Source organism: Sphingomonas mollis (genome assembly GCF_016427505.1).
Lineage (GTDB): Bacteria > Pseudomonadota > Alphaproteobacteria > Sphingomonadales > Sphingomonadaceae > Sphingomonas > Sphingomonas mollis.
In genome coordinates this window covers 66,762-91,542 of record NZ_JAELXS010000004.1, presented here as the reverse complement: position 1 = coordinate 91,542, position 24,781 = coordinate 66,762, and the positions used below count along the sequence as shown (strand labels likewise).

Annotated in this window: 25 protein-coding genes; 9 read left to right on the top strand and 16 right to left on the bottom strand. The window is 66.7% G+C overall.

Features of this window, described 5'->3' with window-relative positions; all coding sequences use genetic code 11:
• The first annotated feature begins 56 nt into the window (after positions 1 to 56).
• A complete protein-coding gene (locus JAO74_RS08355) occupies positions 57 to 1,226 on the top strand; it encodes an MFS transporter (RefSeq protein ID WP_332908764.1) in 1,170 nt (389 codons plus the stop codon).
• Here the strand turns inward: JAO74_RS08355 and JAO74_RS08350 are convergent.
• Both JAO74_RS08350 and JAO74_RS08345 read right to left on the bottom strand, forming a co-directional pair.
• Positions 1,223 to 2,044, bottom strand: a complete 822-nt coding sequence (locus JAO74_RS08350; RefSeq protein ID WP_233150810.1) for a glycoside hydrolase family 16 protein — start codon at positions 2,042 to 2,044, stop codon at positions 1,223 to 1,225. The two genes, JAO74_RS08355 and JAO74_RS08350, sit on opposite strands and share 4 nt — an antisense overlap.
• A 12-nt stretch (positions 2,045 to 2,056) precedes the next feature.
• A complete protein-coding gene (locus JAO74_RS08345; RefSeq protein WP_332908763.1) occupies positions 2,057 to 2,818 on the bottom strand; it encodes a DUF6445 family protein in 762 nt (253 codons plus the stop codon).
• Between the two features lie 75 nt (positions 2,819 to 2,893).
• On the opposite strand from JAO74_RS08345, the gene JAO74_RS08340 reads away from it, so the two are divergent.
• Entirely contained in the window at positions 2,894 to 4,213 is a 1,320-nt protein-coding gene (locus JAO74_RS08340) for an ABC1 kinase family protein (protein WP_199036956.1), read from the top strand.
• 4 nt (positions 4,214 to 4,217) lie between these two features.
• Here the strand turns inward: JAO74_RS08340 and JAO74_RS08335 are convergent, their stop codons facing one another.
• The 7 genes from JAO74_RS08335 to JAO74_RS08305 form a co-directional block, all read right to left on the bottom strand.
• Positions 4,218 to 4,712 (bottom strand): DUF427 domain-containing protein, encoded by a 495-nt coding sequence (locus tag JAO74_RS08335; protein ID WP_199036955.1) that lies wholly within the window; start codon positions 4,710 to 4,712, stop codon positions 4,218 to 4,220.
• Entirely contained in the window at positions 4,709 to 5,086 is a 378-nt protein-coding gene (locus JAO74_RS08330; RefSeq protein ID WP_199036954.1) for a thiol-disulfide oxidoreductase DCC family protein, read from the bottom strand. Before JAO74_RS08330 ends, JAO74_RS08335 begins: the two co-directional genes overlap by 4 nt.
• The gene (locus JAO74_RS08325; protein ID WP_199036952.1) at positions 5,083 to 5,601 is read right to left on the bottom strand and encodes a TspO/MBR family protein; all 519 of its coding nucleotides are present in this window, start codon (positions 5,599 to 5,601) and stop codon (positions 5,083 to 5,085) included. Before JAO74_RS08325 ends, JAO74_RS08330 begins: the two co-directional genes overlap by 4 nt.
• 3 nt (positions 5,602 to 5,604) lie before the next feature.
• Positions 5,605 to 5,853, bottom strand: a complete 249-nt coding sequence (locus JAO74_RS08320; protein WP_199036950.1) for a glutaredoxin domain-containing protein — start codon at positions 5,851 to 5,853, stop codon at positions 5,605 to 5,607.
• 86 nt (positions 5,854 to 5,939) lie between these two features.
• On the bottom strand, positions 5,940 to 6,728 hold the full coding sequence (locus JAO74_RS08315; protein ID WP_233150809.1) for a hypothetical protein: 789 nt from the start codon (positions 6,726 to 6,728) through the stop codon (positions 5,940 to 5,942).
• A 208-nt stretch (positions 6,729 to 6,936) separates the two neighbouring features.
• A complete protein-coding gene (gene mfd / locus JAO74_RS08310) occupies positions 6,937 to 10,398 on the bottom strand; it encodes a transcription-repair coupling factor (RefSeq protein WP_199036948.1) in 3,462 nt (1,153 codons plus the stop codon).
• A 152-nt stretch (positions 10,399 to 10,550) separates the two neighbouring features.
• Positions 10,551 to 10,817, bottom strand: a complete 267-nt coding sequence (locus tag JAO74_RS08305; RefSeq protein ID WP_199036947.1) for an FAD assembly factor SdhE — start codon at positions 10,815 to 10,817, stop codon at positions 10,551 to 10,553.
• Positions 10,818 to 10,892: 75 nt separating this feature from the next.
• Between JAO74_RS08305 and recG the strand changes: the two genes are divergently transcribed.
• Positions 10,893 to 12,941 (top strand): ATP-dependent DNA helicase RecG, encoded by a 2,049-nt coding sequence (gene recG, locus JAO74_RS08300; RefSeq protein WP_199037370.1) that lies wholly within the window; start codon positions 10,893 to 10,895, stop codon positions 12,939 to 12,941.
• A 1-nt stretch (position 12,942) separates the two neighbouring features.
• Here recG and JAO74_RS08295 read toward each other — a convergent pair whose 3' ends face one another.
• From JAO74_RS08295 to serS, 5 genes are all read right to left on the bottom strand, one after another.
• Positions 12,943 to 13,281: a PilZ domain-containing protein gene (locus JAO74_RS08295; protein ID WP_199036946.1), complete on the bottom strand. Its 339-nt coding sequence runs from the start codon at positions 13,279 to 13,281 to the stop codon at positions 12,943 to 12,945.
• Between the two features lie 626 nt (positions 13,282 to 13,907).
• On the bottom strand, positions 13,908 to 15,131 hold the full coding sequence (tyrS, locus tag JAO74_RS08290) for a tyrosine--tRNA ligase (protein WP_199036943.1): 1,224 nt from the start codon (positions 15,129 to 15,131) through the stop codon (positions 13,908 to 13,910).
• A gap of 138 nt (positions 15,132 to 15,269) precedes the next feature.
• Positions 15,270 to 16,352: a M23 family metallopeptidase gene (locus JAO74_RS08285; protein WP_199036941.1), complete on the bottom strand. Its 1,083-nt coding sequence runs from the start codon at positions 16,350 to 16,352 to the stop codon at positions 15,270 to 15,272.
• Positions 16,345 to 17,109 (bottom strand): 5'/3'-nucleotidase SurE, encoded by a 765-nt coding sequence (gene surE, locus JAO74_RS08280; protein WP_199036940.1) that lies wholly within the window; start codon positions 17,107 to 17,109, stop codon positions 16,345 to 16,347. Before surE ends, JAO74_RS08285 begins: the two co-directional genes overlap by 8 nt.
• A complete protein-coding gene (serS, locus tag JAO74_RS08275) occupies positions 17,109 to 18,386 on the bottom strand; it encodes a serine--tRNA ligase (RefSeq protein WP_199036939.1) in 1,278 nt (425 codons plus the stop codon). The genes surE and serS overlap by 1 nt, the downstream gene beginning before the upstream one ends.
• Before the next feature lie 95 nt (positions 18,387 to 18,481).
• Between serS and JAO74_RS08270 the strand changes: the two genes are divergently transcribed.
• The 3 genes from JAO74_RS08270 (at position 18,482) to JAO74_RS08260 (ending at position 20,013) form a co-directional block, all read left to right on the top strand.
• Positions 18,482 to 18,922 (top strand): host attachment family protein, encoded by a 441-nt coding sequence (locus JAO74_RS08270; RefSeq protein WP_199036938.1) that lies wholly within the window; start codon positions 18,482 to 18,484, stop codon positions 18,920 to 18,922.
• Between the two features lie 221 nt (positions 18,923 to 19,143).
• Positions 19,144 to 19,602 carry an RNA polymerase-binding protein DksA gene (gene dksA, locus JAO74_RS08265; protein ID WP_199036937.1) on the top strand — a complete coding sequence of 153 codons (459 nt, stop codon included), beginning with the start codon at positions 19,144 to 19,146 and terminating at the stop codon, positions 19,600 to 19,602.
• A 72-nt stretch (positions 19,603 to 19,674) separates the two neighbouring features.
• Positions 19,675 to 20,013 carry a PilZ domain-containing protein gene (locus JAO74_RS08260; RefSeq protein WP_199036930.1) on the top strand — a complete coding sequence of 113 codons (339 nt, stop codon included), beginning with the start codon at positions 19,675 to 19,677 and terminating at the stop codon, positions 20,011 to 20,013.
• Positions 20,014 to 20,069: 56 nt separating this feature from the next.
• Here the strand turns inward: JAO74_RS08260 and JAO74_RS08255 are convergent, their stop codons facing one another.
• Positions 20,070 to 20,228, bottom strand: a complete 159-nt coding sequence (locus JAO74_RS08255; protein ID WP_199036928.1) for a YdcH family protein — start codon at positions 20,226 to 20,228, stop codon at positions 20,070 to 20,072.
• Between the two features lie 172 nt (positions 20,229 to 20,400).
• Between JAO74_RS08255 and JAO74_RS08250 the strand changes: the two genes are divergently transcribed.
• Together JAO74_RS08250 and JAO74_RS08245 are read left to right on the top strand one after the other, a co-directional pair.
• Positions 20,401 to 20,598 (top strand): YdcH family protein, encoded by a 198-nt coding sequence (locus JAO74_RS08250; RefSeq protein ID WP_056528118.1) that lies wholly within the window; start codon positions 20,401 to 20,403, stop codon positions 20,596 to 20,598.
• Positions 20,599 to 20,684: 86 nt separating this feature from the next.
• Positions 20,685 to 21,143, top strand: coding sequence for a DUF1465 family protein (locus JAO74_RS08245; protein ID WP_199036926.1), 459 nt, complete (start codon positions 20,685 to 20,687; stop codon positions 21,141 to 21,143).
• On the opposite strand, the gene JAO74_RS08240 is transcribed toward JAO74_RS08245, so the two are convergent.
• Positions 21,140 to 22,099, bottom strand: a complete 960-nt coding sequence (locus tag JAO74_RS08240; RefSeq protein ID WP_199036924.1) for an NAD(P)H-dependent flavin oxidoreductase — start codon at positions 22,097 to 22,099, stop codon at positions 21,140 to 21,142. The two genes, JAO74_RS08245 and JAO74_RS08240, sit on opposite strands and share 4 nt — an antisense overlap.
• A gap of 92 nt (positions 22,100 to 22,191) precedes the next feature.
• On the opposite strand from JAO74_RS08240, the gene JAO74_RS08235 reads away from it, so the two are divergent.
• Complete coding sequence (locus tag JAO74_RS08235; protein WP_199036922.1) at positions 22,192 to 24,777, top strand: M1 family metallopeptidase; 2,586 nt, start codon at positions 22,192 to 22,194, stop codon at positions 24,775 to 24,777.
• The last annotated feature ends 4 nt before the right edge of the window (positions 24,778 to 24,781 follow it).

Sequence of the window (24,781 nt, the reverse complement as noted above, 5' to 3'; positions counted from 1 at the left end):
GTTCAGCAACACCAACGGCCCGCTATCATCAAGCCGGCGGGATGACGGGTCGTCGCGTGACCCTGTTTCTCGGCATCGTCGCGCTGGCCCATGCCGGCGGCGTGATCGGCTATCTGCCGCTCCTGACGATGCTGTTGCCGATCAAGGCGCAGGCGGTTGCGGGCGATGCCCGGCTGGGTGTCATCACCGCCGCCGTGATCGGCGGGGCGGTGGCGGCCAGTCTGTCGAACATCCTGTTCGGCTGGCTCAGCGATCGGTCGGTCGCCCGTGGCGGCGGCCGGCGCGGCTGGATGGCGGGCGGCATCGTTGCCACCGCTTTATGCTATATCGCCATCGCGCAGGCTGCATCATCGATGGCGCTGCTGCTGGCGATCGTGGCGTTTCAGGTGGCGATTAACGCGATGCTGGCGCCGCTCTTCGCGATCATGGCCGACGAGATTCCCGACGAGCGGCGGGGCGTGGCCGGCGGACTGCTGGCGCTCGCGAACCCGGTCGCCTCGGCGCTGTCGGCGACGTTGATCGGCATCGGTCTGCTGGGGGAGGGCGCGCGCCTTGCGATCATTCCCCTCATTTCCGCCGCCTGCGTTGCGCCGCTGCTGGCGATCCGTGGCCAGCGAACGGCCCACACGATGGCCGCACCGGTCGCGGAAACGCGGCTCGAACGCGATCTCGCCCTCGCCTGGATCGCGCGCCTGCTGGTGCAGATCGCCGGCAACGTCCTGTTCGTCTATCTCTTCTATTACCTCATCAGCATCGCGCCCGCAGTCCCCGCGACCGATATGGCCTCCTCGGCGGCGACGTTGCTGACGGTCGCCTATATCATGCCGCTGCCGATCGCCCTGCTGGCCGGGCGGCTGTCCGACCGGATCGGCCGTCGCAAGCCCTTCCTGCTCGGCGCCGCGATCGTATCGGCGGCGGGCCTGACGGGCATGGCGCTCGCCGACCGCTTCGCCACCGCCGCGACCGCATTCATGGTGTACGAGGTCGGCTCGGCCGTCTTCCTCGTCCTCCACGCCGCCTTTGCGATGCAGTTGCTGCCCGATCCCCGTCACCGTGGCCGCGATCTGGGGCTGCTCAACCTCACCAATACGTTGCCGGGGCTGCTCGGCCCGATCCTGACGTGGCTGCTAGCGACCCCGCAGGATTTCGACGCGGTCATGCTGCTGCTCGCGGTACTGACGCTCACCGGGGGCGTCGTCATGCTCGGCGTACGCCAGTATCGCTAGCGGGTCCGCGCCCAGTACCGGACATAATCGACCGTCATCCGCTGTGGAAAGGCGGCATCGTCGATCCCCTGCTTGCCGCCCCAATCGCCACCCACCGCCAGGTTCAGGATCAACTGATACGGCCGCGTGAACGGCCACGCCGCCGCACCGCCCGGCTGGTCGTTGGCCACTGCCATGAACGCCCGTCCGTCGACCCCGATCCTGATCGATGTCGGCCCCCAATCGAGTTGATAGCGGTGGAACGCGGTACAACTCGTGGCGACCCGCGTCTCCGCCCCGCGCTGCGTTCCCTTCACATGGTTGAACGCCTTGCTGTGCACGGTCGCATGGACGACATTGGCGTTCCAGCCGACCATCTCCATGATGTCGATCTCGCCCTGATCCGGCCACGTCCCACCCGTCGGCAGCATCCAGATCGCTGGCCAGCTACCGCGTCCGCACGGCAGCTTCGCGCGGATTTCGTAGAACCCGTACCCCAGCGCCCGTCGAGACACGAGCTTGGCGGACGTATAATCCTGCCCGCCGGCATCGGCGAAGCGCGGCTTTCGTACCGCCTCCCGCCACGCCTCGATCACCAGCGCCCCGCGTTCGATCCGCGCGTTGCGGCGGCGGCCGTTCGCATAATATTGGCGTTCGTTATTGTACCAGCCGGCGGCGTTGCGCGACGTGTCGAACCGCCACACCCGCGTATCGACCGCGCGCCCCGCAAACTCGTCGGCGAAGGTCGGCCGACCGGCCGGCACCGCCATCGGCGCATCTGCCTGATAATTCGTCGCCCCCAGCGTCGCGGCCTGTGCCGCCAAGACCAGTAGGATCATCACCCCATTCCCCTATTCGATCGCCAGAAACGCGGTGATGGTCAGCCGCCCCACCGCCGGATCGGCCGACAGCACCGCGTCAGGCGAAATCGCGCCGCTATGCAATTGCCGGCTGCGATACAGCAGCGCCCGGTTGTACCGCGCCTCCACCACCGCGATCCGCTCGAACAGGTCGCTGTCGCCCGCGATATAGCCCGGACCCGGCTCCTCATCGCGCACCTCGGCGTTCAGTTGCGCGAAATACGCCCGGCCCCGTTCCTCGGTCACCGTCTCGAATCCGGTGGCCCGGTGGCGGAAGAACGCGGTACCGTCGGTATCGGTCGGGCTCAGAAAATGGACCAGCGCGATCCGGTCGCGATCATAGGCGTCGATATGCGGCAACCGCTGGCCCAGTTGCAGGGCGGCCGGCGACGCCGTGACGATCGAAAACGTCGCGTCGATCACATGCACCCGCCGACACCGGCCGAACGTCCGCCCCAGCACCGCCGCGATCACCGGCAATTGCGCCTTCAGATAGGAATCGGGCAGGGGCGCGCGGATGCCCGGATAATGCTGGTCCGCCGGCCCGAACGTCGCCACGACCGCCGCCGCCCGCAGCACATCGGGATCGCCTGCGAAGTCGTCGATAATGGCCAGCGGCTCGCCCTCCGCCCCGATGCGGTGGACGACCGTCGTCGGCCGGCGATCCTGCTCCATGACATCTCCCGGCATCGTCATCGCGCACAGGAAATGCCGATTGTCGGCCAAGGTCAACCACCGTCGATTGATCGCCACGACCGCCGCCCCATATCGGTGCAGACCGACCCGCTGCGGCATCCGCGCCGCGCACCACCCGATCGAGGAACATCCGTGACCGACGAACGCGACAAGGGGCAGGCCGTGCCCGGCGGCCGGCTCGCCCGGCTGGGAGTCTTCGGCAAGCTCGCGGGCGGTGTCGCGGGCGGCGTGGTCGCAGAGGGCGCACGCCGGCTGGCCAATGGCGAACGCCCCCGGATGGGCGACCTGTTGCTGACGCCCGCCAACGCCACCCGCGTCGCCGACCAGCTGTCGCACCTGCGCGGCGCGGCGATGAAGCTGGGACAGATGATCTCGATGGACGCCGGCGACATGTTGCCGCCCGAACTCGCAACCATTCTCGCCCGCCTGCGTGACCGCGCCCACCACATGCCGCCCGCGCAACTCGACCGCGTGCTGACCGCCGAATGGGGCCGCGACTGGCGCCGCCGCTTCGCGCATTTCCAGGCGCACCCGATCGCCGCCGCCTCGATCGGCCAGGTCCACCGCGCCCGCCTGCCTGATGGCCGCGAACTGGCGATCAAGGTGCAATATCCCGGCGTCCGCCAGAGCATCGACGCCGATGTCGACAATGTCGCCACCCTGCTGCGCGTCTCCGGCCTGCTGCCCAAGGAACTCGACATCGCGCCGCTGCTGGTCGAGGCGAAGCGGCAGCTGCACGAAGAGGCGGACTATCTGCGCGAGGGCGAGATGCTTACCCGCTACGGCGCGCTGGTGGCGGACATGCCCGATTTCGTCGTCCCCGCGCTCTATCCCGATCTGACGACGCCGCAGGTGCTGGCGATGGACTTCGTCGCCGGCGTCCCCGTCGAGATGCTGGAGACCGCGCCGCAGGACGTGCGCGACCGCGTGATGCACAGCCTGATCGCGCTCACCCTGCGCGAGTTGTTCGACTGGGGCCTGATGCAGACCGACCCCAATTTCGCCAACTACCGCTGGCAGGCGGAAACGGGGCGGCTGGTCCTGCTCGATTTCGGCGCGGCGCGATCGGTGCCGTCGGCGACGGCGGACGGGTATCGCGGCCTGATGACCGCCGGTCTGGCGAACGACCGCGACGCAGTACGTGCCGGGGCGGTCACGGCCGGCTTTCTCGGCGAGGCGGCGATCGCGCGCCACCGGCCGCTGGTCGACCGGATGATCGACGTTATCCTCGCCGAAATGAACAAGCCCGGTCCCTTCGATTTCGGCGACCGCGCCTTTGTCGGCGTGCTGCGCGAACAGGGCGTGGAGATGGCGCGCGACCGTTCCACCTGGCACATCCCGCCGATCGACACCCTGTTCGTCCAGCGCAAGATCAGCGGCACCGCGCTGCTCGCCGCCCGGCTGAAAGCCCGCGTCGACGTCCGCCCGATGATCGCCGCGCTTCGGGAATAGGGGATCACCAGAACCGGCTCTCCGGTACTCCCTTGAACGGCCCGGCCAGATCCGCGGTGATCCAGCCGCCATAAAAGCCGCCCGGCTGGGGCGTCACCCGCTCGTCATCGACCAGACAGCGATCGAGCGGCGCCGCATAGAACGCCAGATGATCGCGCAATATCGCGAATGCGGGGGTAGGGGCCGGATAGCTCCACGCGAGATCGCGGATCGTCTCGTCGCCCAAGACGAGGTCGTAATACACCGCCTCGCCCTTCCACTCGCAAAACGACTGTCGTGCCGACCGCCGCAGCATCGTCATCGCGATATCCGTCGGCGGCAGGTAATAACTTGGCGGATGGCTGGTCTCCAGCGTCCGCACCGCCGCCCGCGTATCGGCGATCGTCAGCCCGCGATGCTCGATCCGGATATGCCGCGACGTCGCCATCGCGACCGCTGGCCGCGGATAATCCCAGACGCTTTCCTGACCCGGCAAAACGGGATCATGCATCACGTTCATGCCCGCCGACTTTCCCCCCGCTTTTCCCAGCGCCGCACCACGCGCTGCATCGCCGGTCGCGCGACGAGGAACCCCAGATACGCCCGCTCCAGCACCGCCAGCACCCATGGCCGCCGCGCCGCCAGCCCCAGCGGCCGCAGCACCGGGATCGCCCGCCACATCGCCGCGAAGGCTGCCGCGCCCGACAGCATCCGGCCGTCTTCCCGCGCATGAAACCGCGCCAGCAACGCGCGCCGATCGATCGGGCAACTCGCATCCCCGTCGCTGGCATCGACGAAGCGGATCGCGCCCCGTCGATCCAGCCGCCGCATCACCGCGATCTCGCGCCGGCAGAGCGGGCAGTCGCCGTCATGCCAGACCGTCAGCTCGGTCATCCGCTCTCGCCGTTACGCTGGCGGATTCGCACCGCCAGCAACGTCGCGAAGCCCAGCCACGCGACGAACGGCGCGCCCAGCGCCGCCGCCGGACGGTCCACCTTCGCGGCCGTCGCGACATAGGCCGCGCCGGTCGCCACCATCGCGCCCGCCGCGACCGCGCTCGGCCCCAGTGCCTTTCGCCGGAAGAACAACTCGGTCCAGCCACCGACCATCGCGGTGTTGAGCAACCACAGCCCCGCCGCGACATTGCGTCCGGTGGTCGCCGGCTGGCGCATCAGACGATATCCGCCCACCGCCAGCCCGGTTTCCAGCACCGGCCACACCGCCCCGAACACCGCGTCGGGCGGCGTATAGTCCGGCTTGTCGAGCCGCTTGTACCAGCGTCGCGTGCGCGGATGCGTGGGATCGGGCGCGTTGCGGCGCCCCAGCACGGCGCTGAACCCCAGCACCGCCGCCACGATCAACCCCGCCGCCGGCCGCGACAGGCCCGTGTGATCGTTCTTCCGTGCCATGGCTCAGCCCGCCGCCAGATGGCGTTCCAGATCGTCGCTGCCGCCGATCCGCTCGCCATCGATGAAGATCAGCGGCGTCGTCGCGATCCCCTGTTCCGCCTTGAACGCGTCCACCTCCTCGCGCGACCGCAGGATGCGATCGTCCACGTCGAAGCCCTCCGATTGCAGCAACTGCTTCGCCCGGATACCGAACGGGCAGGTATGGTCGGGCAGCACCATGCGATACAGCGTCGCGCTACGGTTATCGGACATCCTAATCCTTTCAGGCAGGCCACATGCCCGCCCCGCTACAGCGCGGCACCGCGTCGGACGTTCCCCCTTTATCTGGGTTCCATCGATCAGCCCGGTCGCGGTCCCGCCAGCCCCGGGGGTGGCGGCGGAAATGCCAGCGGATCGACCCGCTCGCCCGCCGCGCCGGCTACCACGGTGTCATAGACGGCCAGCCCCGCCGGGCTGAACGCCACGACCCCGATCAGTATCTGGATTGCCGCGATCGTTCCCGTTCCCCACCACCAGGCGGGATGGACACGCCCGGTCCGCCGCCGGTCCGTCATCATGCCGATTGCCGGCAGGATCATCACCGCCGCGAACACGCCCCACGCCGCCCACGGGATCATCAGCGGCAACGGCAGCAACCGGCCCCATGCCGGCCCGGTCAGGATCACCATTCCGCACAGCATCAGCCGGCGATGCCAGTCCGTCCGCCGCCGCAGCACGATCGCCGCCGCCGTCAACCCGCCGAACGCCAGCACCGTCAGCCAGTTCATGAACAGGAAGTAATTTGGCTGGAAAAAGAAGGGCGACCCGCCCCGGCGCACCATCGCCGCCGTCGTATAGATGCCCAGGCCCACGACGACCGCGGCCCACCCCGCGCCGATCCATCCCAGTCGCCGGTGCAAGACGATCGACGCCCGGTTGATCAGGACGTTCTGCAACACATAGAACAGCGTCCAGCCAAAGAAGACGACGGCATGGACATGCACCATGACCGGCATGTGAAACGTCGACCGGCCCATCATGTACTGCATCGGAAAGCCGATCAGGATGACCGCTGCCATGGCGACCGCCATCTTCAGGAAGAACCGGTGATCCGCCGTCCCGATCACCCGGTCGCTCATCGTCGCCATATGCCATCCCTCGGGTGTCAGGCCGATAGTCCGTAGCGTCGACCGGCGGGCCTGAACCGTTCGTGCTGAGCGAAGTCGAAGCACCTTGTCGCGAGGTGGCCTTCGACTGCGCTCAGGCCGAACGGTTCAGGCAAGTCCGATTTCTAGCAGCCTGTTCTACGCCGACCCGCACCGGAGTCCATCACCCGATCAGAGTAGGCGGCGGCTTTTACCCCGCGACCTTCGCCAGCCCCTTCGACAGTTGCAGCGCCCCGTGCAGCCGCGCCTTGGCGTCCGGCCACACGCGTTGCAGCACCAGCTTCGAGTCCGGCCGCAACTTGGCGACGCCGCCCAGCCGGTCGACATAGGCGATCAGCCCGGCGACATTGGGCGGCTTGTCGTCGTGGAAGCTGACCAGCACGCCCTTCGCGCCGACGTCCATCTTGGCGATGCACGCCTTTTTGGCGTTCAGCTTGATCTCGATGACGCGGATCAGGTTCTCGGTCGCATCGGGCAGGGCGCCGAACCGGTCGATCATCTCCGCCGCGAACGCCTCGACCTCGCCGGCATCCTCGACATCGTTCAGGCGGCGGTACAGGCCCATTCGCAGGTCGAGATCGGGGACGTAATCCTCCGGGATCAGGATCGGCGCATCGACGGTGATCTGGGGGCTGAAGTCACGCGGCCGGCTGGCGAAGCCACCCGCCTTGGCATCCATGATCGCCTCTTCCAGCATCGACTGGTAGAGTTCGTATCCGACCTCCTTGATATGCCCGGACTGTTCGTCGCCCAGCAAATTGCCCGCGCCGCGAATGTCCAGATCGTGGCTCGCCAGCTGGAACCCCGCGCCCAGCGTATCCAGATCGGACAGCACCTTCAGCCTTTTGTCCGCCGCCTCGGTCATCTGCCGCTCCGGCGGCGTCACCATATACGCATAGGCGCGCGTCTTCGACCGCCCGACCCGCCCGCGCAACTGGTACAATTGGGCAAGGCCAAAGCGATCCGCGCGGTTGACGATCATCGTGTTGGCGGACGGGATATCCAGCCCGCTCTCGATGATCGTGGTCGACACCAGCACCTCGAACCGCTTCTCATAGAACGCCGACATGCGTTCTTCGACCTCCGACGCGCTCATCTGGCCGTGGGCGACGACGTATCGGATTTCCGGCACCTCGTTGCGCAGAAACTCCTCGATATCGGGCAGGTCGGCGACGCGCGGCGTGACCATGAAACTCTGGCCACCGCGATAATGCTCGCGCAGCAACGCCTCGCGCAGCACCACCGGGTCCCATGGCATGGTGTACGTCCGCACTGCCAGCCGATCGACCGGCGGCGTCTGGATCACCGACAATTCGCGCAGGCCCGACATCGCCATCTGCAACGTGCGCGGGATCGGCGTCGCGGTCAGCGTCAGCATATGCACGTCCGCCTTCAGCGCCTTTAGCCGCTCCTTGTGCGTCACGCCGAACCGCTGTTCCTCGTCGACGATCACCAGCCCCAGCCGCTTGAACTGCACATTCTTCGCCAGCAGCGCATGCGTGCCGATCACCACGTCCAGATCGCCCGACGCGGTGCCCTCCTTCGTCGCCTTCGTCTCCGCCGTCCCGACCAGCCGGCTCATCCGTCCGATCTTGATCGGAAACCCCTCGAACCGCGCCGAGAAATTATTGAAATGCTGGCGCGCGAGCAGCGTCGTCGGACACACGATCGCGACCTGCATCCCGCCCATCGCCGCCACGAACGCTGCGCGCAACGCCACCTCGGTCTTGCCGAAGCCGACATCGCCCACGATCAGCCGGTCCATCGGCTTGCCCGCCGCCAGATCGCCCAGCACATCGTCGATCGCCCGGTCCTGATCGTCGGTCGGGTCATAGGGGAAGCGATCGACGAAGCTGGGATAGCCACTCGCATCCGGCTCCGCGACCTCACCCGGCCTGAGCGCGCGTTCCGCCGCCACCGCGATCAACTCACCCGCGATCTCGCGGATGCGCTCCTTCATCTTCGACTTGCGCCGCTGCCACGCCTCGCCGCCCAGCCGGTCGAGCGCCGCGCCATCCTCGCCCGATCCGTAGCGTGTCAGCACCTCCAGATTCTCAACCGGCACGTACAGCTTGTCGCCACCGGCATAGGACAGCGCGACGCAATCATGCGGGCTCTTCCCCACCGGGATCGACGTCAGTCCCTCATACCGCCCGATGCCGTGATCCGAATGCACCACCAGATCGCCGGGGCTCAGCGTCGCCAGTTCGGCGAGGAAGGCATCGGCCGACTTCTTGCGCTTGTTCCGCCGGATCAGCCGGTCGCCCAGCATGTCCTGCTCGGTCAGCACCGCAACGCCCGGCGCCGCGAAGCCATGGTCCAGCGGCAGCACGACCAGCGCCACGCCGAAGCTCTTGGTCGTATCGGCGACGCCCAGCGCCTCCTGCCACGTCTCGGCGTTCTTGCCGCCCTTCAGCCCGTGGTCCTTCAACAGGCTGCCCAGCCGGTCGCGCGCGCCGACCGAATAGCTGGCGAGCACCGGCTTCTTCCCCTCGCGCCGCAGCTTCTCGACATGCGCGACGACCGCCTCGTACACGTTCGCCTGCGCCGCCCGCTCCGCCCCGAAATCGCGCGGGCCATCGACACCGAAATCGAGCACCCGCGTCGATTCCGGCTCATGGAACGCCGTCGTCAGATGCGCGGTCGCTTCGGCCAGCCCGGTCGCCCAGGCATCCGCATCCAGATACAGCGCCTTGGCCGGCAACGGGCGATAGCTGCCCGGTTGCGCCGCCTCCGCCCGTTTCCGGTTATCGTAATAATCGGCGATCGCCTCGATCCGGCTCTCCGCCGCCGCCGCCACGCCGCCGTCGCGCACCACCACCGCATCGCCAAGGTGATCGAACAGCGTCGCCAGCTTCTCCTCGAACAGCGCCAGCCAATGCTCCATGCCCGCCTGACGCCGCCCCTCGGACACCGCCTGATACAGCGGATCGCCCGTCGCCGTCGCCCCGAACGTCTCGCGATACCGCGTCCGGAACCGCTTGATCGAATCCGCGTCCAGCAACGCCTCCGATGCCGGCAGCAACGTGAAGCCATCGACCCGCCCCGTCGTCCGCTGGTCGGCGGGATCGAACGTCCGCACGCTCTCGATCTCGTCACCGAAGAAATCGAGCCGCAGCGCCTGTTCCTCGCCGCTGGGAAACAAATCGACGATCCCGCCGCGCACGGCATATTCGCCGTGGTCGTGCACCGTCTCGGTCCGCACATAGCCATTGGCCTGCAGCAACGTCGCCAGATCGTCGCGCCCGATCCGCTCGCCCGGCGCCAGCGAGGCGACCAGTTGGCGGATGCGGAACGGCGTCAGCACCCGCTGCGTCGCCGCATTGGCGGTCGTCAGCACCAGTTGCGGACCTTTCGCCTTGCCCTGCAACCGGTACAGCGCCGCCACCCGCTCCGCCATCACCCGCAGCGTCGGCGACGCGCGATCGTATGGCAGGCAATCCCACGCCGGGAACGTCACCACCTCCAGCTCCGGTGCGAAGAACGGCGCGGTGGACGCGATCGCCCGCATCGCCGCGTCATCGGCGGCGATGAACACCACACGCCCCGCCGCCCGCGCCAGATCGGCGAGCAGCGACGGCTGGAACCCGGTCGGCACCCCCGCCAGCGTGAGCGCCGCCTTCGCGGAAAGGATCGTCTTCAGATCGGGCATGGGTTCTTCTTAAAAGCTCCCCTCCCGCTGGCGGGAGGGGCTGGGGGTGGGCAGGCGTCCGGGCGGTACGGTCGTCCAATCAGTCACGGGGGCGGTGTCACCCAGACGCAAGGCCCACCCCCGACCCCTCCCGCGAGGCGGGAGGGGAGAAATCACTTCGGCAACGGCACGAAATCCAGCGACCGCATCGTCTGCATCATCGGCGTATCCCATTCCGGCGGGCAGGGGATCGATCCGATCGCCCAGCCCATGATATCGACGTCCTGCTCCTCGATCAGCGTCTCGAACCAGTCGAGGTCCGCCGCCGACCACGACGCATGATGCGCGTCGAAAAAGCCGCCGATCATCAAATCCGCCTCGCGCGTGCCGCGATGCCAGGCCCGGAAATGCGTGCGCTTCAGGCGTATTTCATGATTCACGGCGGCGTTCCCAACGGCAATAGGCCGCCGGACGCTGGCAGCGGCCGTCGGCTGGTGTATGGCGGCCATGTAGTCATGCGCCCCGACATCCTCAATCCGCTGTTCGCCGAAGTCACCGCCCTGAAGGGCGTCGGCCCCGCTCTGGCAAAGCCGCTCGACCGGCTCGGGCTGGCGCGCGTCCTCGATATCGCCTTCCATCTGCCGACCGGCTGGGTCGACCGGGTGCCGCGCACCGAGCTGATGGTATCCGACGCCGGCCGCATCATCGCGATCCCGCTCACTCCGCAAAGCTATCGCGAATCGAACGGCCGCGGCCCCACCCGCGTGCAGGCCGTCGATGCGCACGGCAACTATGTCAGCCTCGTCTATTTCGGCGGCCATCCCGGCTGGGCGAAGAAGCTGCTGCCGATCGGCGAGACGAAACTCGTCTCCGGCCGGCTCGACCAATATGGCGACACGCTCCAGATCGTGCATCCCGAACTGTCCGATCCCGCCGAGCCGATGCGCGAACGCGAGCCGATCTATCCCCTGTCCGAAGGCGTCACCTCACGCCGCATCGCCGGCTTCGTCGATCAGGCGATCGCCCGCGCGCCCGAACTGCCCGAATGGATCGAACCCAGCCTGAAGGCGCAGCGGCAATGGCCCGACTGGCGCGACGCGCTCACCCGCATCCACGCCGACCCCGCCGATACCAAGGCGCGCGAACGGCTGGGCTATGACGAGGTCTTCGCCAACCAGCTCGCCATGACGCTCGTCCGCGCCGACACGCGCAAGCGCAAGGGCAGGGCGCTCGCCGGCGACCGCCGCCTCCGCGATGCGTTGCGCCTGCCCTACAGCCTCACCGGCGCGCAGTCGCGCACCGTGGCGGAGATCGAGGGCGATCTGGCGCAGGAGGCACCGATGCTTCGCCTGCTCCAGGGCGATGTCGGCTCCGGCAAAACGCTGGTCGCCGCCATGGCGCTGCTGATCGCGGTGGAGGCCGGCGCGCAGGGCGCGATGCTCGCCCCCACCGAAATCCTCGCCCGCCAGCATTACGAGACGTTGCGCAAGACGCTCGCCGGACTGCCGCTCACGATCGGCGTCCTCACCGGCCGCGACAAGGGCCGCGTGCGTGAGGCGACGTTGATGGGCCTTGCCGACGGATCGATCGACATCCTCGTCGGCACCCACGCGATCTTTCAGGAGGCGGTCCGCTACCGCGACCTCGCGCTGGTCGTGGTCGACGAACAGCACCGCTTCGGCGTCGCGCAGCGGATGTTGCTGCAGGAAAAGGGCCGCAGCCCGCATCTGCTGGCGATGACTGCCACACCGATCCCGCGCACCCTGACGCTGGCGCAATATGGCGAGATGGACGTCAGCCGCCTCGACGAGATGCCCCCCGGCCGCCAGCCGATCGAAACCCGCGTCGTATCGGAGGACCGTCTGGACGAGGTCGTCAACGCGCTCGGCCGCCACCTCGCCGATGGCGGTCAGGCATACTGGGTCTGCCCGCTGGTCGAGGAGAGCGAGAAATCTGATCTCGCCGCCGCGGAAGCCCGCGCCGAGGCATTGCGCGGTCGCTTCGGGGAGAAGGTCGGCCTCGTCCACGGCCGCATGAAGCCCGCCGAGAAGGACGCGGTGATGGAGGCGTTCGCCGGCGCCCGCACCGGCGTGCTTGTGGCGACGACGGTGATCGAGGTCGGCGTCGACGTGCCCAACGCGACGCTGATCGTGATCGAACATGCCGACCGCTTCGGCCTCGCCCAACTCCACCAGTTGCGCGGTCGCGTCGGCCGGGGCGGGGGCCGTTCGATCTGCCTGTTGATGCGCGGCGCTGCGCTCAGCGAAACGTCCCGCGCGCGCCTCGCCTTGATGCGCGAATCGAATGACGGGTTCCGCATCGCCGAGGAGGATCTGCGCCTGCGCGGCGGCGGCGAAATGCTCGGCACGCGACAATCGGGCGAGGCCGGCTTCCGCCTCGCCACGCCGGAAATGCTACCCGACCTGTTGCAATGCGCGCATGACGATGCCCGGCTGCTGATCGACCGCGACGGCGGTCTGGCTGGCGAGCGTGGCCGCGCGGCACGAACCGCGCTCTATCTGTTCGAACGCGACGCCGGTGTCGCCCTGCTACGTTCCGGCTGAGTTAAGCCCGGGCCGATGCGGCCTTCATGGCGCGAAGCATCAGCTCCAGCATCAATTGATAGTCCGCCAGTTCGATCGTCCGCGTCAACTGACAGCCGATCCGGCCGCCCAGCGACCAGCGGACCTCCGCCTCCAGCACACCGATCAACGGAAACTGCACCGACAGCCAGTCGCCCGGCGCATGCTGGCCATCGCTGCGCGCCATGAAACCACGCGGCGACACATCGACCAGCGTCATCGGCTGTTCCTCACCACCCGCCTGCCGCGCCCGCGTGCGATGCAGCACGGTCTGCCGCGGTTCGCGCCGATCATCCGCCGCCGCCAGATTTCCGAAAGCCATCACGTCCCCTCGGCCCTGCGGTCGAGGATTCCCGCATCACGCCAGTCATTTGGCTACCGTCCAGAGGTTAACAAAGCGTTAGGGGTTGGGTTTTGGTCCGGGCGGGAAGAAGGGGGTTCGCGCGGAGACGCGGAGGCGCGGAGAAGAAGATTGGAGAGGCTGACCGGGGAGCGCGCGATCGCCATCCGGGCATGTGCGACGATAGGAAATGGGCCTGCGACCTGCCTTCCTTCGCGCGAAGCGCCATCAACCTACTTCTTCTCCGCGTCTCCGCGTCTCCGCGTGAACCTCAAGGACCTTTCACAAACGAACGGAATGTTGTGGAAAGGTAACCTCACCAAAAATCATACCAGTTCCCCGGCGAAGGCCGGGGCTCAGTTGCGCAACCAAACTTATACCGGACGCCAGCAACCCCAACACCCCGTCATTGCGAGCGCAGCGAAGCAACCCAGCGCCTCCCGCGCTGCCCTGGATCGCTTCTCTGCGCTCGCAACGACGAACATCAATCGGTCATCACAGCACTTCACCCAACTGGACCCCGGCCTCCGCCGGGGAAGCAGTCTGATGCCGTTACCCCGCGCGTACACGGATGAACCGCCCCCGCAACCGATCTCACACCCCGCCAATCACCCCGCAACCACCAAGCCATGATGCTTCTTCCCCGCCGACAACCGCACCGGCTCCGCACCGACGGTGATCGTCACGCTCTCGTCCGTCACCTTCTCGCCATCGACCCGCGCACCGCCACCGGCGATCAGCCGCCGCGCCTCGCCCCGCGACGCGGCGAAGCCCAGCCCGATCAGCGCATCGACGATCCCTACCGGCCCCGCCGCCACGAACCGCGGCAACGCCTCGCCGCCGGTGCCTTCCTCGAACGTCCGCCGCGCGGTCTCCGCCGCCTCGTCGGCGGCGGCGCGGCCCCGGCACATCGCCGTCGCCTCGGTGGCGAGGATCTTCTTCGCCTCGTTGATCTCCGCCCCCGGCAATGCCTCCAGCCGGCGGATTTCGTCCAGCGGCAGGTCGGTGAACAGCCGCAGGAACCGGCCGACATCGCGGTCGTCGGTGTTGCGCCAGAACTGCCAGTAATCGAAATGCGGCAACTGGTCCTCGTGCAGCCAGACCGCGCCCGACATCGTCTTGCCCATCTTGCCGCCGTCCGCTGTCGTAATCAGCGGCGTGGTAATGCCGTACACCTCGGTGCCGTCCATCCGCCGCGACAGTTCGATGCCGTTGACGATGTTGCCCCACTGGTCGGACCCGCCCATCTGCAACCGGCACCCGGCGCGGCGCGACAGTTCCAGAAAGTCGTATGCCTGCAGGATCATGTAGTTAAATTCGAGGAAGCTGAGCGACTGCTCGCGGTCCAGCCGCAGCTTCACCGAATCGAACGACAGCATCCGGTTGACCGAGAAATGCTGGCCCACCTCGCGCAGGAACGGGATATATTCCAGCGCGTCGAGCCACTCGGCATTGTCCAGCATCACCGCATCGGTCGGGCCGTCGCCGAAGGTCAGGAACCGTTCGAAGATGCGCTTGATCGCCGCCACGTTGGTCGCGATGCCATCCTCGCCCAACAGCTTGCGCGCCTCGTCCTTGAAGCTCGGATCGCCGATCTTGCCGGTGCCGCCGCCCATCAGCACGATCGGCTTGTGCCCCGTCTGCTGCAACCGGCGCAGCAGCATGATCTGCACCAGGCTGCCGACATGCAGCGACGGCGCGGTCGGATCGAACCCGATATACCCCGGCACCACCCCCTTCGCCGCCAGCGCATCCAGCGCGATGGCGTCGGTCATCTGGTGGACATAACCACGGTTGCCGAGGACGGTGAGCAGCTCTGACTGGTACGACATGGCCGCCGGTTAGCAACCGCGACGCGGTTCGTCACCTGTCCTACAGCCCGATCATCGTGTACAAGCCTCCAAGGCCCCCCGCATCAACCGCTCGCCACCCGCGATTGACCACCTTTGATATGCGTGAAGTTGGTGAACTTACCGCCTCGGCAGCAACGTCAGCGGATCGACCGGCGTCCGCCCGCGGCGCAGCTCGAAGTGCACCTCCGGCTGCTCGGCAAAGCCGGTGTCCCCCGACAGCGCGATCGACTGTCCCCGCTTCACGCTCTGCCCCCGACTGACCAGCAGCCGCGATGCATGGCCATAGACGCTGGTCCACCCGCCGCCATGCTTCACGATCACCAGCCCGCCCAGCGCCGCGATCCCGTCGCCGGCATAGGCGACGACCCCGTCCGCCACCGACAGCACCGGCGTGCCGACCGGCACCGCGAGCTTGATCCCATCGTTGCGCTCCCCCGACGCGCCCGGCCCGAACCGCTTCACCACGCGGCCCTCGACCGGCCAGACGAAGCCGCCCCCCGCCAACCGCACCGGCGGCGCCACCACCGCGTTCGACGGCAACGCCCTGGTCGGCCGCCGCACCGGCCGCACCGGCGCCTGATTGGCCGCCAGCGCCGGCTCGCCACCGGTAAGGATGTCGTCCACGTCCAGCCGGAACGCCGCCGCCCGCTCCGCTGCCCGACTCGGCGCGCTCTCCGCCGGCCCCGGGATCAACACCCGCTGGCCGGCGCGCAGGGAATAGGGCTCGGTCAGCTCGTTGGCCGCCACGATCCGCGACCATTCGACACCGTATGCCCGCGCGATGGCGATGCCGCTCTCGCCCGGACGGACCAGATGATAGCGCCCGGCCGGTATCGTGAGCCGCCGCCCCGCCTGCACCGGATAGGGCGCCGCCAGCCCGTTGGCCCGCGCGATCGCCTCGACACTGGCGCCGGTCCGCTCGGCGATCGCGCCCAGCCCGTCGCCCCGCCGCACGGTATAGGTCGATGCCGCCACCTCCCGCGTATCCGCCGCGACGGGCTTGGCTTCCCAGGCGGGCCGGGCAGGGCGCGGGGCGGGGACATCGATCGACCGCGCCGGGCGATCGTCCACCATGGGCGGGGCGGGCGGTTCCTCATGGCGCGGTGGCGGCATTCGCTCGGAACCGCGAGGCGGCTCGACCGAGGGGATGCAGCCAGCGAGCGCCAGCATCGCAACGCTCGCCGCCCAGCGCCTAGCCATAGGCGGCGTCGAGCATCGCCAGCGAAGGCCCGTGCGTCATATCCAGATGCAGCGGCGTGACCGAGACATATCCCGCGGCCACCGCCTCCAGATCGGTGTCGCCGGTCGTCGCGTCCTTCATCTGGCCCAGTGCGAACCAGTGATATTCGTATCCGCGGGGATCGGTGTTGGTCACGATCTGCAACCGGCCATAGTCGCGCAGGCCCTGCGGCACGACGCGAATGCCCTTCACCGCATCGGCCGGCACGGCGGGGAAGTTGACGTTAACCAGAGATCGGGGCGCCAGCGGTGCCTCGATCAAGGGCCGCAACACTCGCTCGCCCCATGCCTCCGCGACGGAGAACGGCACTGCATCGCCCATGCCTTCGCGGCTATAGACCTGACTCAGCGCGATCGACCGGATGCCGGCGAGCGCTCCCTCCATCGCCGCCGATACGGTGCCCGAATAGGTCACGTCCTCGGCCAGATTGGCGCCGCGGTTGACGCCTGACAGGATCAGGTCGGGCGGGTTGTCTTTCATGATCTTGGCGACCGCCATCATCACCGCATCGGTCGGCGTGCCCGACACCGCGAACCGCTTCTCGCCGAACCGGCGGATACGCAGCGGCCGCGTCAGCGTCAGCGAATGGCCGGCGCCCGACTGTTCCTCCGCCGGCGCCACGACCCAGACATCGTCGGAGAACGCCGCCGCGATCGTCTCTGCGACCTTCAGCCCCGGCGCGTGATAGCCGTCGTCGTTGGTGACGAGGATACGCATCAGCGTGGGCTCAGTACGGTCAGTCCGCCCAGATAGGGCTGAAGCACCGCCGGCACCGCGACCGATCCGTCCTCCTGCTGATAGTTCTCGATCACCGCCACCAGCGTACGACCCACGGCAAGCCCGGAGCCGTTCAACGTGTGGACGAACTGCGGCTTGCCACCCTCCGGCCGATACCGCGCATTCATCCGCCGTGCCTGGAAATCGGTGCAGGTCGAGCAGCTGGAAATTTCGCGATAGCGGTTCTGACCGGGCAGCCAGACCTCCAGATCATAGGTCCGGGCGGCCGAGAACCCCATGTCGCCGGTGCAGAGCAGCATCCGGCGATAGGGCAAACCCAACGCCTCCAGTGCGCTCTCGGCGGCGCGGGTCATCCGCTCATGCTCGTCGTCCGACGCCTCCGGCGCGACGATCGACACCATCTCGACCTTGTCGAACTGATGCTGACGGATCAGGCCACGCGTGTCGCGTCCGGCAGCGCCTGCCTCGGAGCGGAAGCAGGGGGTCAGCGCGGCGAAGCGGAGGGGCAACTCACCTTCCGACAGCACCTTCTCGCGGACGATGTTGGTCAGCGACACCTCTGCAGTGGGGATCAACCAGCGATCGTCGGTGGTACGGAAAAGGTCTTCGGCGAATTTGGGCAACTGACCCGTGCCGAACAGCGCTTCTTCGCGGACCAGTACCGGCGGTGCGACCTCTTCATAGCCATGCTCGTTCACGAGGCGGTCGAGCATAAACTGGCCGAGCGCGCGGTTCAGCCGTGCGACGGGACCGCGCAACAGCGTAAAGCGCGCGCCGGCGATGGCGATACCCGTCTCGAAATCCATGCCCAAGGCCGGACCGATCGCGTCATGCTCGCGAACCCCGGCAAAGGCGAAAACCGGTTTCGCGCCATGCTCGGCGATCAACTGGTTGCCGTCTTCGTCGCTTCCCTCCGGGACGTTCGTGGCCGGGCGATTGGGGATGGCAGCGAGCGCGGCATCAAGCTCCGCACCGATCGAGCGTTCCTCCTGCTCCAGTTCGGGCAGACGCACCTTGAGTTCCGCGACCTCGACCATCAACGCTTGCGCGCGTGCCTCATCCTTCTGGGCTTTCGCCTGGCCGATCTGCTTTGACAGGTCGTTGCGACGCGTCTGCGCTTCCTGTGAAGCGGCGATCGTCTGGCGGCGTCGCTCGTCGAGTGCGACCAGCGCCTCCCCCTGTGCCGGCAATCCACGCCGGGCCAAAGCGGCATCGAACGAGGCAGGGTCGTCGCGGATCAGGCGGATATCGTGCATGGCCGGGCTATGGCGTCAGGGGCGAAGCCGCGCAACCCGAAGTGATGAAGGGGCGTTGTGTGCGGCAAGTAGCATAACCCTGAAGGAGAAGTTTCGTGCGGATCGCTCACAACGCCGTCGTCCTGGTCGCGGACGGCCGCAAGCTGCTGTTTCTCCGAAACGAAGGCGATGTCGATCAGCCCCAGTTGAAGGTCGAGCATGCCGAGGAGCAGGACAATCCGGCCGACCGCGATCAGACGACCGATGCCGCCGGTCGCGCTTCGTCGCCACAGGGTCATGCGCAAAGTTCGGTCGGCAAGGCCGATGCGCATCAGATCGAGGAAGATCGCTTCGCCGCCAATGCTGCCGATCTGTTGAAGCGCCGTGCCCTGGCGCATGATTACGAGAGCCTGATCGTCGTCGCCCCGCCACGGACGTTGGGCGAACTCCGCAAGCATTATCATAAGGAAGTGAGTGATCGAATCATCGGTGAACTGGACAAGGATCTGACCGGCCACCCCATATCCGACATCGAAAAGGCACTGATCGCGGCCTGATCGGCGATCGGTTATGTTGATCGGGTGCCCGTCATTGATGATCGGCATCCGGTGCAACCACATCGAGTTGCATTCGCGCAACAATATGGATCGATCTGGGACAAGAATTCTACGGGTCGCTTGTCGCAGCTTCCCTGTCGCACTATAGGCGCTCAATATCTGGGGGAGGCCCCGAGGACGCGGATGGGCAAACCAGTCTGACGGGCCGAAGGGAGAGCGGTATGGCGACGGTTCTTGATCGCGTAGATGTCCTTTCCACTGGCCAATCGGCGGCCAATGATGACGGGTATCGGCCTTCGGCCGACGAACCCTTTATGGGACGACGACAACAGGTATATTTTCGTAAAAAACTGACGGCGTGGAAAGAGGCGATTCTACTGGAATCGCTGGGCACGCTATCCCAACTACAGGTCGATTCGCTGCGGGAATCGGATTTGACCGACCGGGCATCGAGCGAGACCGACTGGTCCATCGAACTCAGGACCCGTGATCGCCAGCGTAAACTCATCAGCAAGATCGACTCCGCGATCCGCCGGATCGACGAGGGTGAGTACGGGTATTGCGAGGTTACCGGCGAACCGATCAGCCTCGCCCGACTGGAGGCGCGGCCGATCGCGACGATGACGGTCGAAGCCCAGGAACGGCACGAGCGGCACGAAAAGATCTCACGCGACGAATGACGAATGCTTGACATAGGTGCGTGCTACTGCGGATAGCCAAGGCTTACGCAACGCACGCATAGATGGAACGGAATGGGCATGGAAGGCTTCTCAGACGACGCCAAAGGTGCCCCTAATTCATCGCCTTCGGATCAGCGGGCGCATGAGCGTAACCCGGCATTACTGATGGCCCTGTTGCGGTTGGAAGATGATGCCGAGGGTCCCCAGCAGGTTCGCATCCGCAACCTGTCGGAACGCGGGTTGATGGCTGAGCCAGGTTATCCGGTGTCGGTCGGTACGGTGGCGGTGCTCGATCTGCCGGGTGTCGGTGAGGTTCAGGGAAAGGTTGCATGGTCGGCCGAGGGACGCATCGGCATCGCGCTCGATAGTTCGATCGATCCGTCGGTGGTGCAGGCTGCCGTCGATGGCTGATATGACGATGTGATCGAATAGAAAGGCCGTCGCTGGATGGCGACGGCCCGTATCGATCACAGGCTGACGATTTCTTCCTTCAGTCGCAGCTTCTGTTTCTTCAGATCGGCCAATATCGCCGTATCGGGATGCGGCCTGCCGGTTTCGTCGGCAATGCGCCGATCGATCGTGGCATGCTTCGTTTCCAGAGCGATCTGGTGTGCTGTCGACTGCATGGGCAAAGTCTCCTTCGTGCCTTGCGGGGGAATGAGTAGAACACGCGACTCGCGGATTGTCGTCATGAAATCGGCGCGAAATCGACTGACCGTGCGGTTTTGCCGGCCGACCCGTTTGCCGCTCGCACATGCAGCGATGGTTGGTTAAAGCGGCGGGCGATCGGGGGGCTGCGTGGACGAAACACAGATCAGGACGAGGCTGGACAGCCTGCGACAGGAGCATCGCGACCTGGATGCCGCCATCGCCGCACTGGGCGAAAATGGCGTACCCGATCAGATGCAATTGGCCCGCCTCAAAAAGCGCAAGCTGCGGCTGCGCGATGAGATCGCCATGCTCGAAGATCATCTGCTGCCCGACATCATCGCCTGACATCCTGCATCAGTGGTCCGCAAATGGGACACCGATGCCGATATCGCGCATGGGAAGCGCCGCGCAGGCGTGCGATGCAGCGATTGATGACGCCGCACCCGCCCGCTCACCTGCATCGCCGTTTGCTGGACGGCCTGTACATTGATGCCATGGTTCTGGCGGATGAGGCACGCCATTATATCGAGGGGCAAAGTCGCGAGGATAGTGACGCGCTGGCCCCGATCGATCGGGTGCTGCTGTCCTGCGAGTCGTTGAAGGTCACGACGCGGCTGATGCATGTGCTGGCCTGGCTGCTGATGCGCAAGGCGATCGACGCGGGCGAGATCGCTCCGGCGGACGCACTGATGCCCGCGCGGCGGCTGGGTCCATCGTCGGTCGTCGATCCGGATGTGGCCGACCGGATGCCGGATCGCGCACGGTGGCTGATCGACGCCAGTGAAACCCTATACCGCCGCGCCGCCATGCTGGAGGCCGGCTATGCCGATGTCGAGCGACCGGCCAGTCCGGCGCGGGTATTGCAGTTGCAACTTGCCGCCGGCTTCTAGCCCAGCAGGCGGGCGCGAGCGGCGAGATACTCGCGTTCCAGCCGGTCGATACGGGTGGCGACGGGTTCGATCGCTTCGACCGCACCGATGCCCTGGCCGGCGCCCCAGATATCGCGCCATGCCTTGGCCTTGCTGCCGTTGCCGCCACCGAAGTCCATCGTCTTCAGATCACCCTGCGGCAGATTATCGGGGTCCAGCCCCGCCGCGACGATCGAGCCACGCAGGTAATTGCCGTGGACACCGGTGAAGAAATCGGAATTGACGATATCCGCTGCCCGACCCTCTACCACCGCCTGTTTGTAGGCGGGATCGGCATTGGCTTCGTCGGTCGCGATGAAAGGCGAGCCGATATAGGCGAAATCCGCGCCCAGTGCGCGTGCCGCCAAGACGGCGGCACCGGTGGCGATCGAGCCGGACAGCGCCAAGGGACCATCGAACCACTGCCGGATTTCGGTAACGAGCGCGAAGGGCGACTGGCGGCCGGCATGGCCCCCGGCGCCCGCCGCCACCGCGATCAACCCGTCCGCGCCCTTCTCCACCGCCTTGCGGGCAAATCGATCGTCGATGATGTCGTGCAGGGTGATGCCGCCCCAGCCATGGACCGCCGTGTTCAGATCCTCCCGCGCGCCGAGCGAGGTGATGACGATCGGCACCTGCCATTTCGCGCATACCGCCAGATCGGCCTCCAGCCGGTCGTTCGACCGATGCACGATCTGGTTGACCGCGAAGGGAGCGGCCGGGCGATCGGGATTTGCGCGGTTGTGGGCAGCCAGTTCCTCGGTGATGCGATGCAGCCATTCGTCCAGCATCGCGGCGGGTCGGGCGTTCAGCGCGGGAAAGGATCCGACGATGCCCGCCTTGCATTGGGCGATCACCAGTTCCGGCCCGGAGATGATGAAAAGCGGTGACCCGATCACGGGCAAACGGAGGCGATCGAACAGCGAAGGAAGCGTCATGGCGGCGATCTTGGGCGTGGCAAACGAGCCTGTCCAGCGTTGCCCGTGACCGGCAATGCCCTATGGCAAGGCATAACATCACGAGGTCGTTCATGAAATTCGCTGCGCCATTGTTCCTTGCCGTTACGGTTTCCGGGCCTGCGCTGGCCGCCGGACAGTTGCCGCGCACTGTCGTTCCGGTGCTGTATGAAATCGACATTCAACCCGATGCGACGTCGCTGATTTTCGCCGGGACCGAAACCGTGACGGTCGATGTGCGTCAGGCGACGCGGACGATGACACTGAATGCCGCCGACCTGAATGTGACGGCCGCCACATTCGATGGAAAACCGGCGCGGATATCGACGGATGCAGCGGCGCAGACGTTGACGGTGACATTGCCGGCGGCCGCCACGGTCGGCCAGCACCGGCTGGCTTTCAAGTGGACCGGCAAGATCAACCAATCTGCAGCCGGCCTGTTCGCGATCGATTATACAAATGTCGATGGGTCGAAGGCACGGATGCTCGCGACGCAGTTCGAGGCACCGGATGCGCGGCGGTTCGCGCCGATGTGGGACGAACCGTCGTTCAAGGCGAAGTTCCGATTGTCGAGCACGGCACCCGCAGGCGAGACGGCCTATTCGAACATGCCGGCGACATCCGTGACGAAGCGGGCGGACGGCAGCCAGCTATACCGGTTCGGCGAGACGCCGGTGATGTCCAGCTATCTGTTGTTCCTGGGTATGGGCGATATCGAGCGCCGGACGGTGACCGCGAACGGTACGGAGATCGGCGTGATCGCGCGCCGTGGCGTGATCGACCAGGGCGATTATGCGCTGGGCGCCGCCAAGCGGCTGCTGTCCTATTACAACGACTATTTCGGTCAGCCCTATCCGTTGCCCAAGATGGACATGATCGCGGGGCCGGGGTCCAGCCAGTTCTTCAGCGCGATGGAAAATTGGGGGGCGATCTTCTATTTCGAACCTACCCTGTTGTTCGATCCCTCGCGAACCGCCGCGAGCGGGCGGCAATCGGTTCACGTCACTGTCGCGCATGAGATGGCCCATCAGTGGTTCGGCGATCTCGTCACCATGGCATGGTGGGATGACCTGTGGCTGAACGAGGGCTTCGCGTCGTGGATGGAAGGAAAGGCGACGGCCGACCTGAACCCTGGCTGGAAAGCCGGCGCGTCGGCGGTCGCGTTCGAACGGGAATCGGCGATGGCGATCGATGCGACGTCGGCGACGCATCCGATCGTGCGCAAGGTGGAAACCGTCGACCAGATCGGCGAGGCGTTCGACGGCATCACCTATATGAAGGGGCAGGCGGTCATCGGGATGATGGAGTCGACGCTCGGCGCCGACGTCTTCCGTGACGGCATCCGCCGCTACATGGCCAAGTACAAATACGGCAATACCGTCACCAACCAGTTGTGGACCGAATTGTCGGCGGCATCGGGTCGCGATATCGGCGGCATCGCCCGCGATTTCACGTTGCAGGGCGGCGTGCCGCTGGTGACGATGACCGGCACACAGTGCGTCGGCGGCGATACGAAGGTCAGCCTGGGTCAGGGGCGGTTCGGGCTGGATATGCCATCGAAGCAGCCGCAGACATGGCGGGTGCCACTGGTGGTGTCCACCATCGGCGGTGGCAGCGCGAACGCGGTGGTGACGGGCGCGAAACCGACCTCGCTGACCGTGAAGGGTTGCGGCACCGTCGTACTGAACGCAGGCAAGGGATCGTACACGCGCGCTATGTATGACGATGCCGGACATGCCGCGGTTGTTCGCGATTATGGACGATTGTCGCTGGAGGACCGGCTCGGCACGCTGGGCGACGATTTCGCCTTGGCCCTAGGCGGGTATCAGCCCCTCGATCGCTACTTTGCGGTGCAGGCGCAGGTCGGGGCGGGGGCGGACCCGCTGGAATGGTCGATGGTCGCGGCGAAGCTCGAACGGCTGGCTGAACTGCTCGCCGGCACGCCCCTGGAGCAGCGATTGCGGGAGCGGACCCGGACGCTGCTGACGCCGGTGCTCGGCCGGATCGGTTTCGAGGCCAAGAATGGCGAGTCGCCGCTGGTCGGCAACCTGCGCGAGCGGCTGATCGAACAATTGGGGTCGGAGGGAGACGCAAACGTCATGGCGCGTGCGCGTGATTACGTGTCGCGGATGCGCAACGACCCCGCTGCCCTTCCTGGCGCGATCCGGCAGCCGATCCTGTCGACCTATGCGGTGAATGCGACCCCGGCCGAATGGGACATCCTGCTGGCGATGACGAAGGCGGAACGGTCGCCGGTCACGAAGAACGGCTATGTCCGCTTGCTGGGCGCGTCCGCGGATGAGTCCAATGCGCAGCGTGCGCTGGCCTTGTTGAAGACGGACGTCCTGACCGATCCGCAAAAGGCCAGCCTGTTGAGGGCGATTGCGGGCGCGCATGCCGATCTGGCCTATGATTGGGCGGTTGCCAATCAGGCGACGGTCGATGGCTTCATCGAGCAGAGTTCACGGACGGGATTCATCGTCGGCCTCGCCAGCGGATCGAAGGATCCGGCCATGCCCGCCAAGGTAGCGAGCTATGCAAAGAAGTATCTGCCCGCCGGGTCGCGGGGGCCGGCAGATCGCGTCATCGCGCAGATGAAGATCAACCGCGAGGCCGGTGATCGGCTGCAGGCGGGGACGGCGCGATGGCTGGGACAATAGCGTA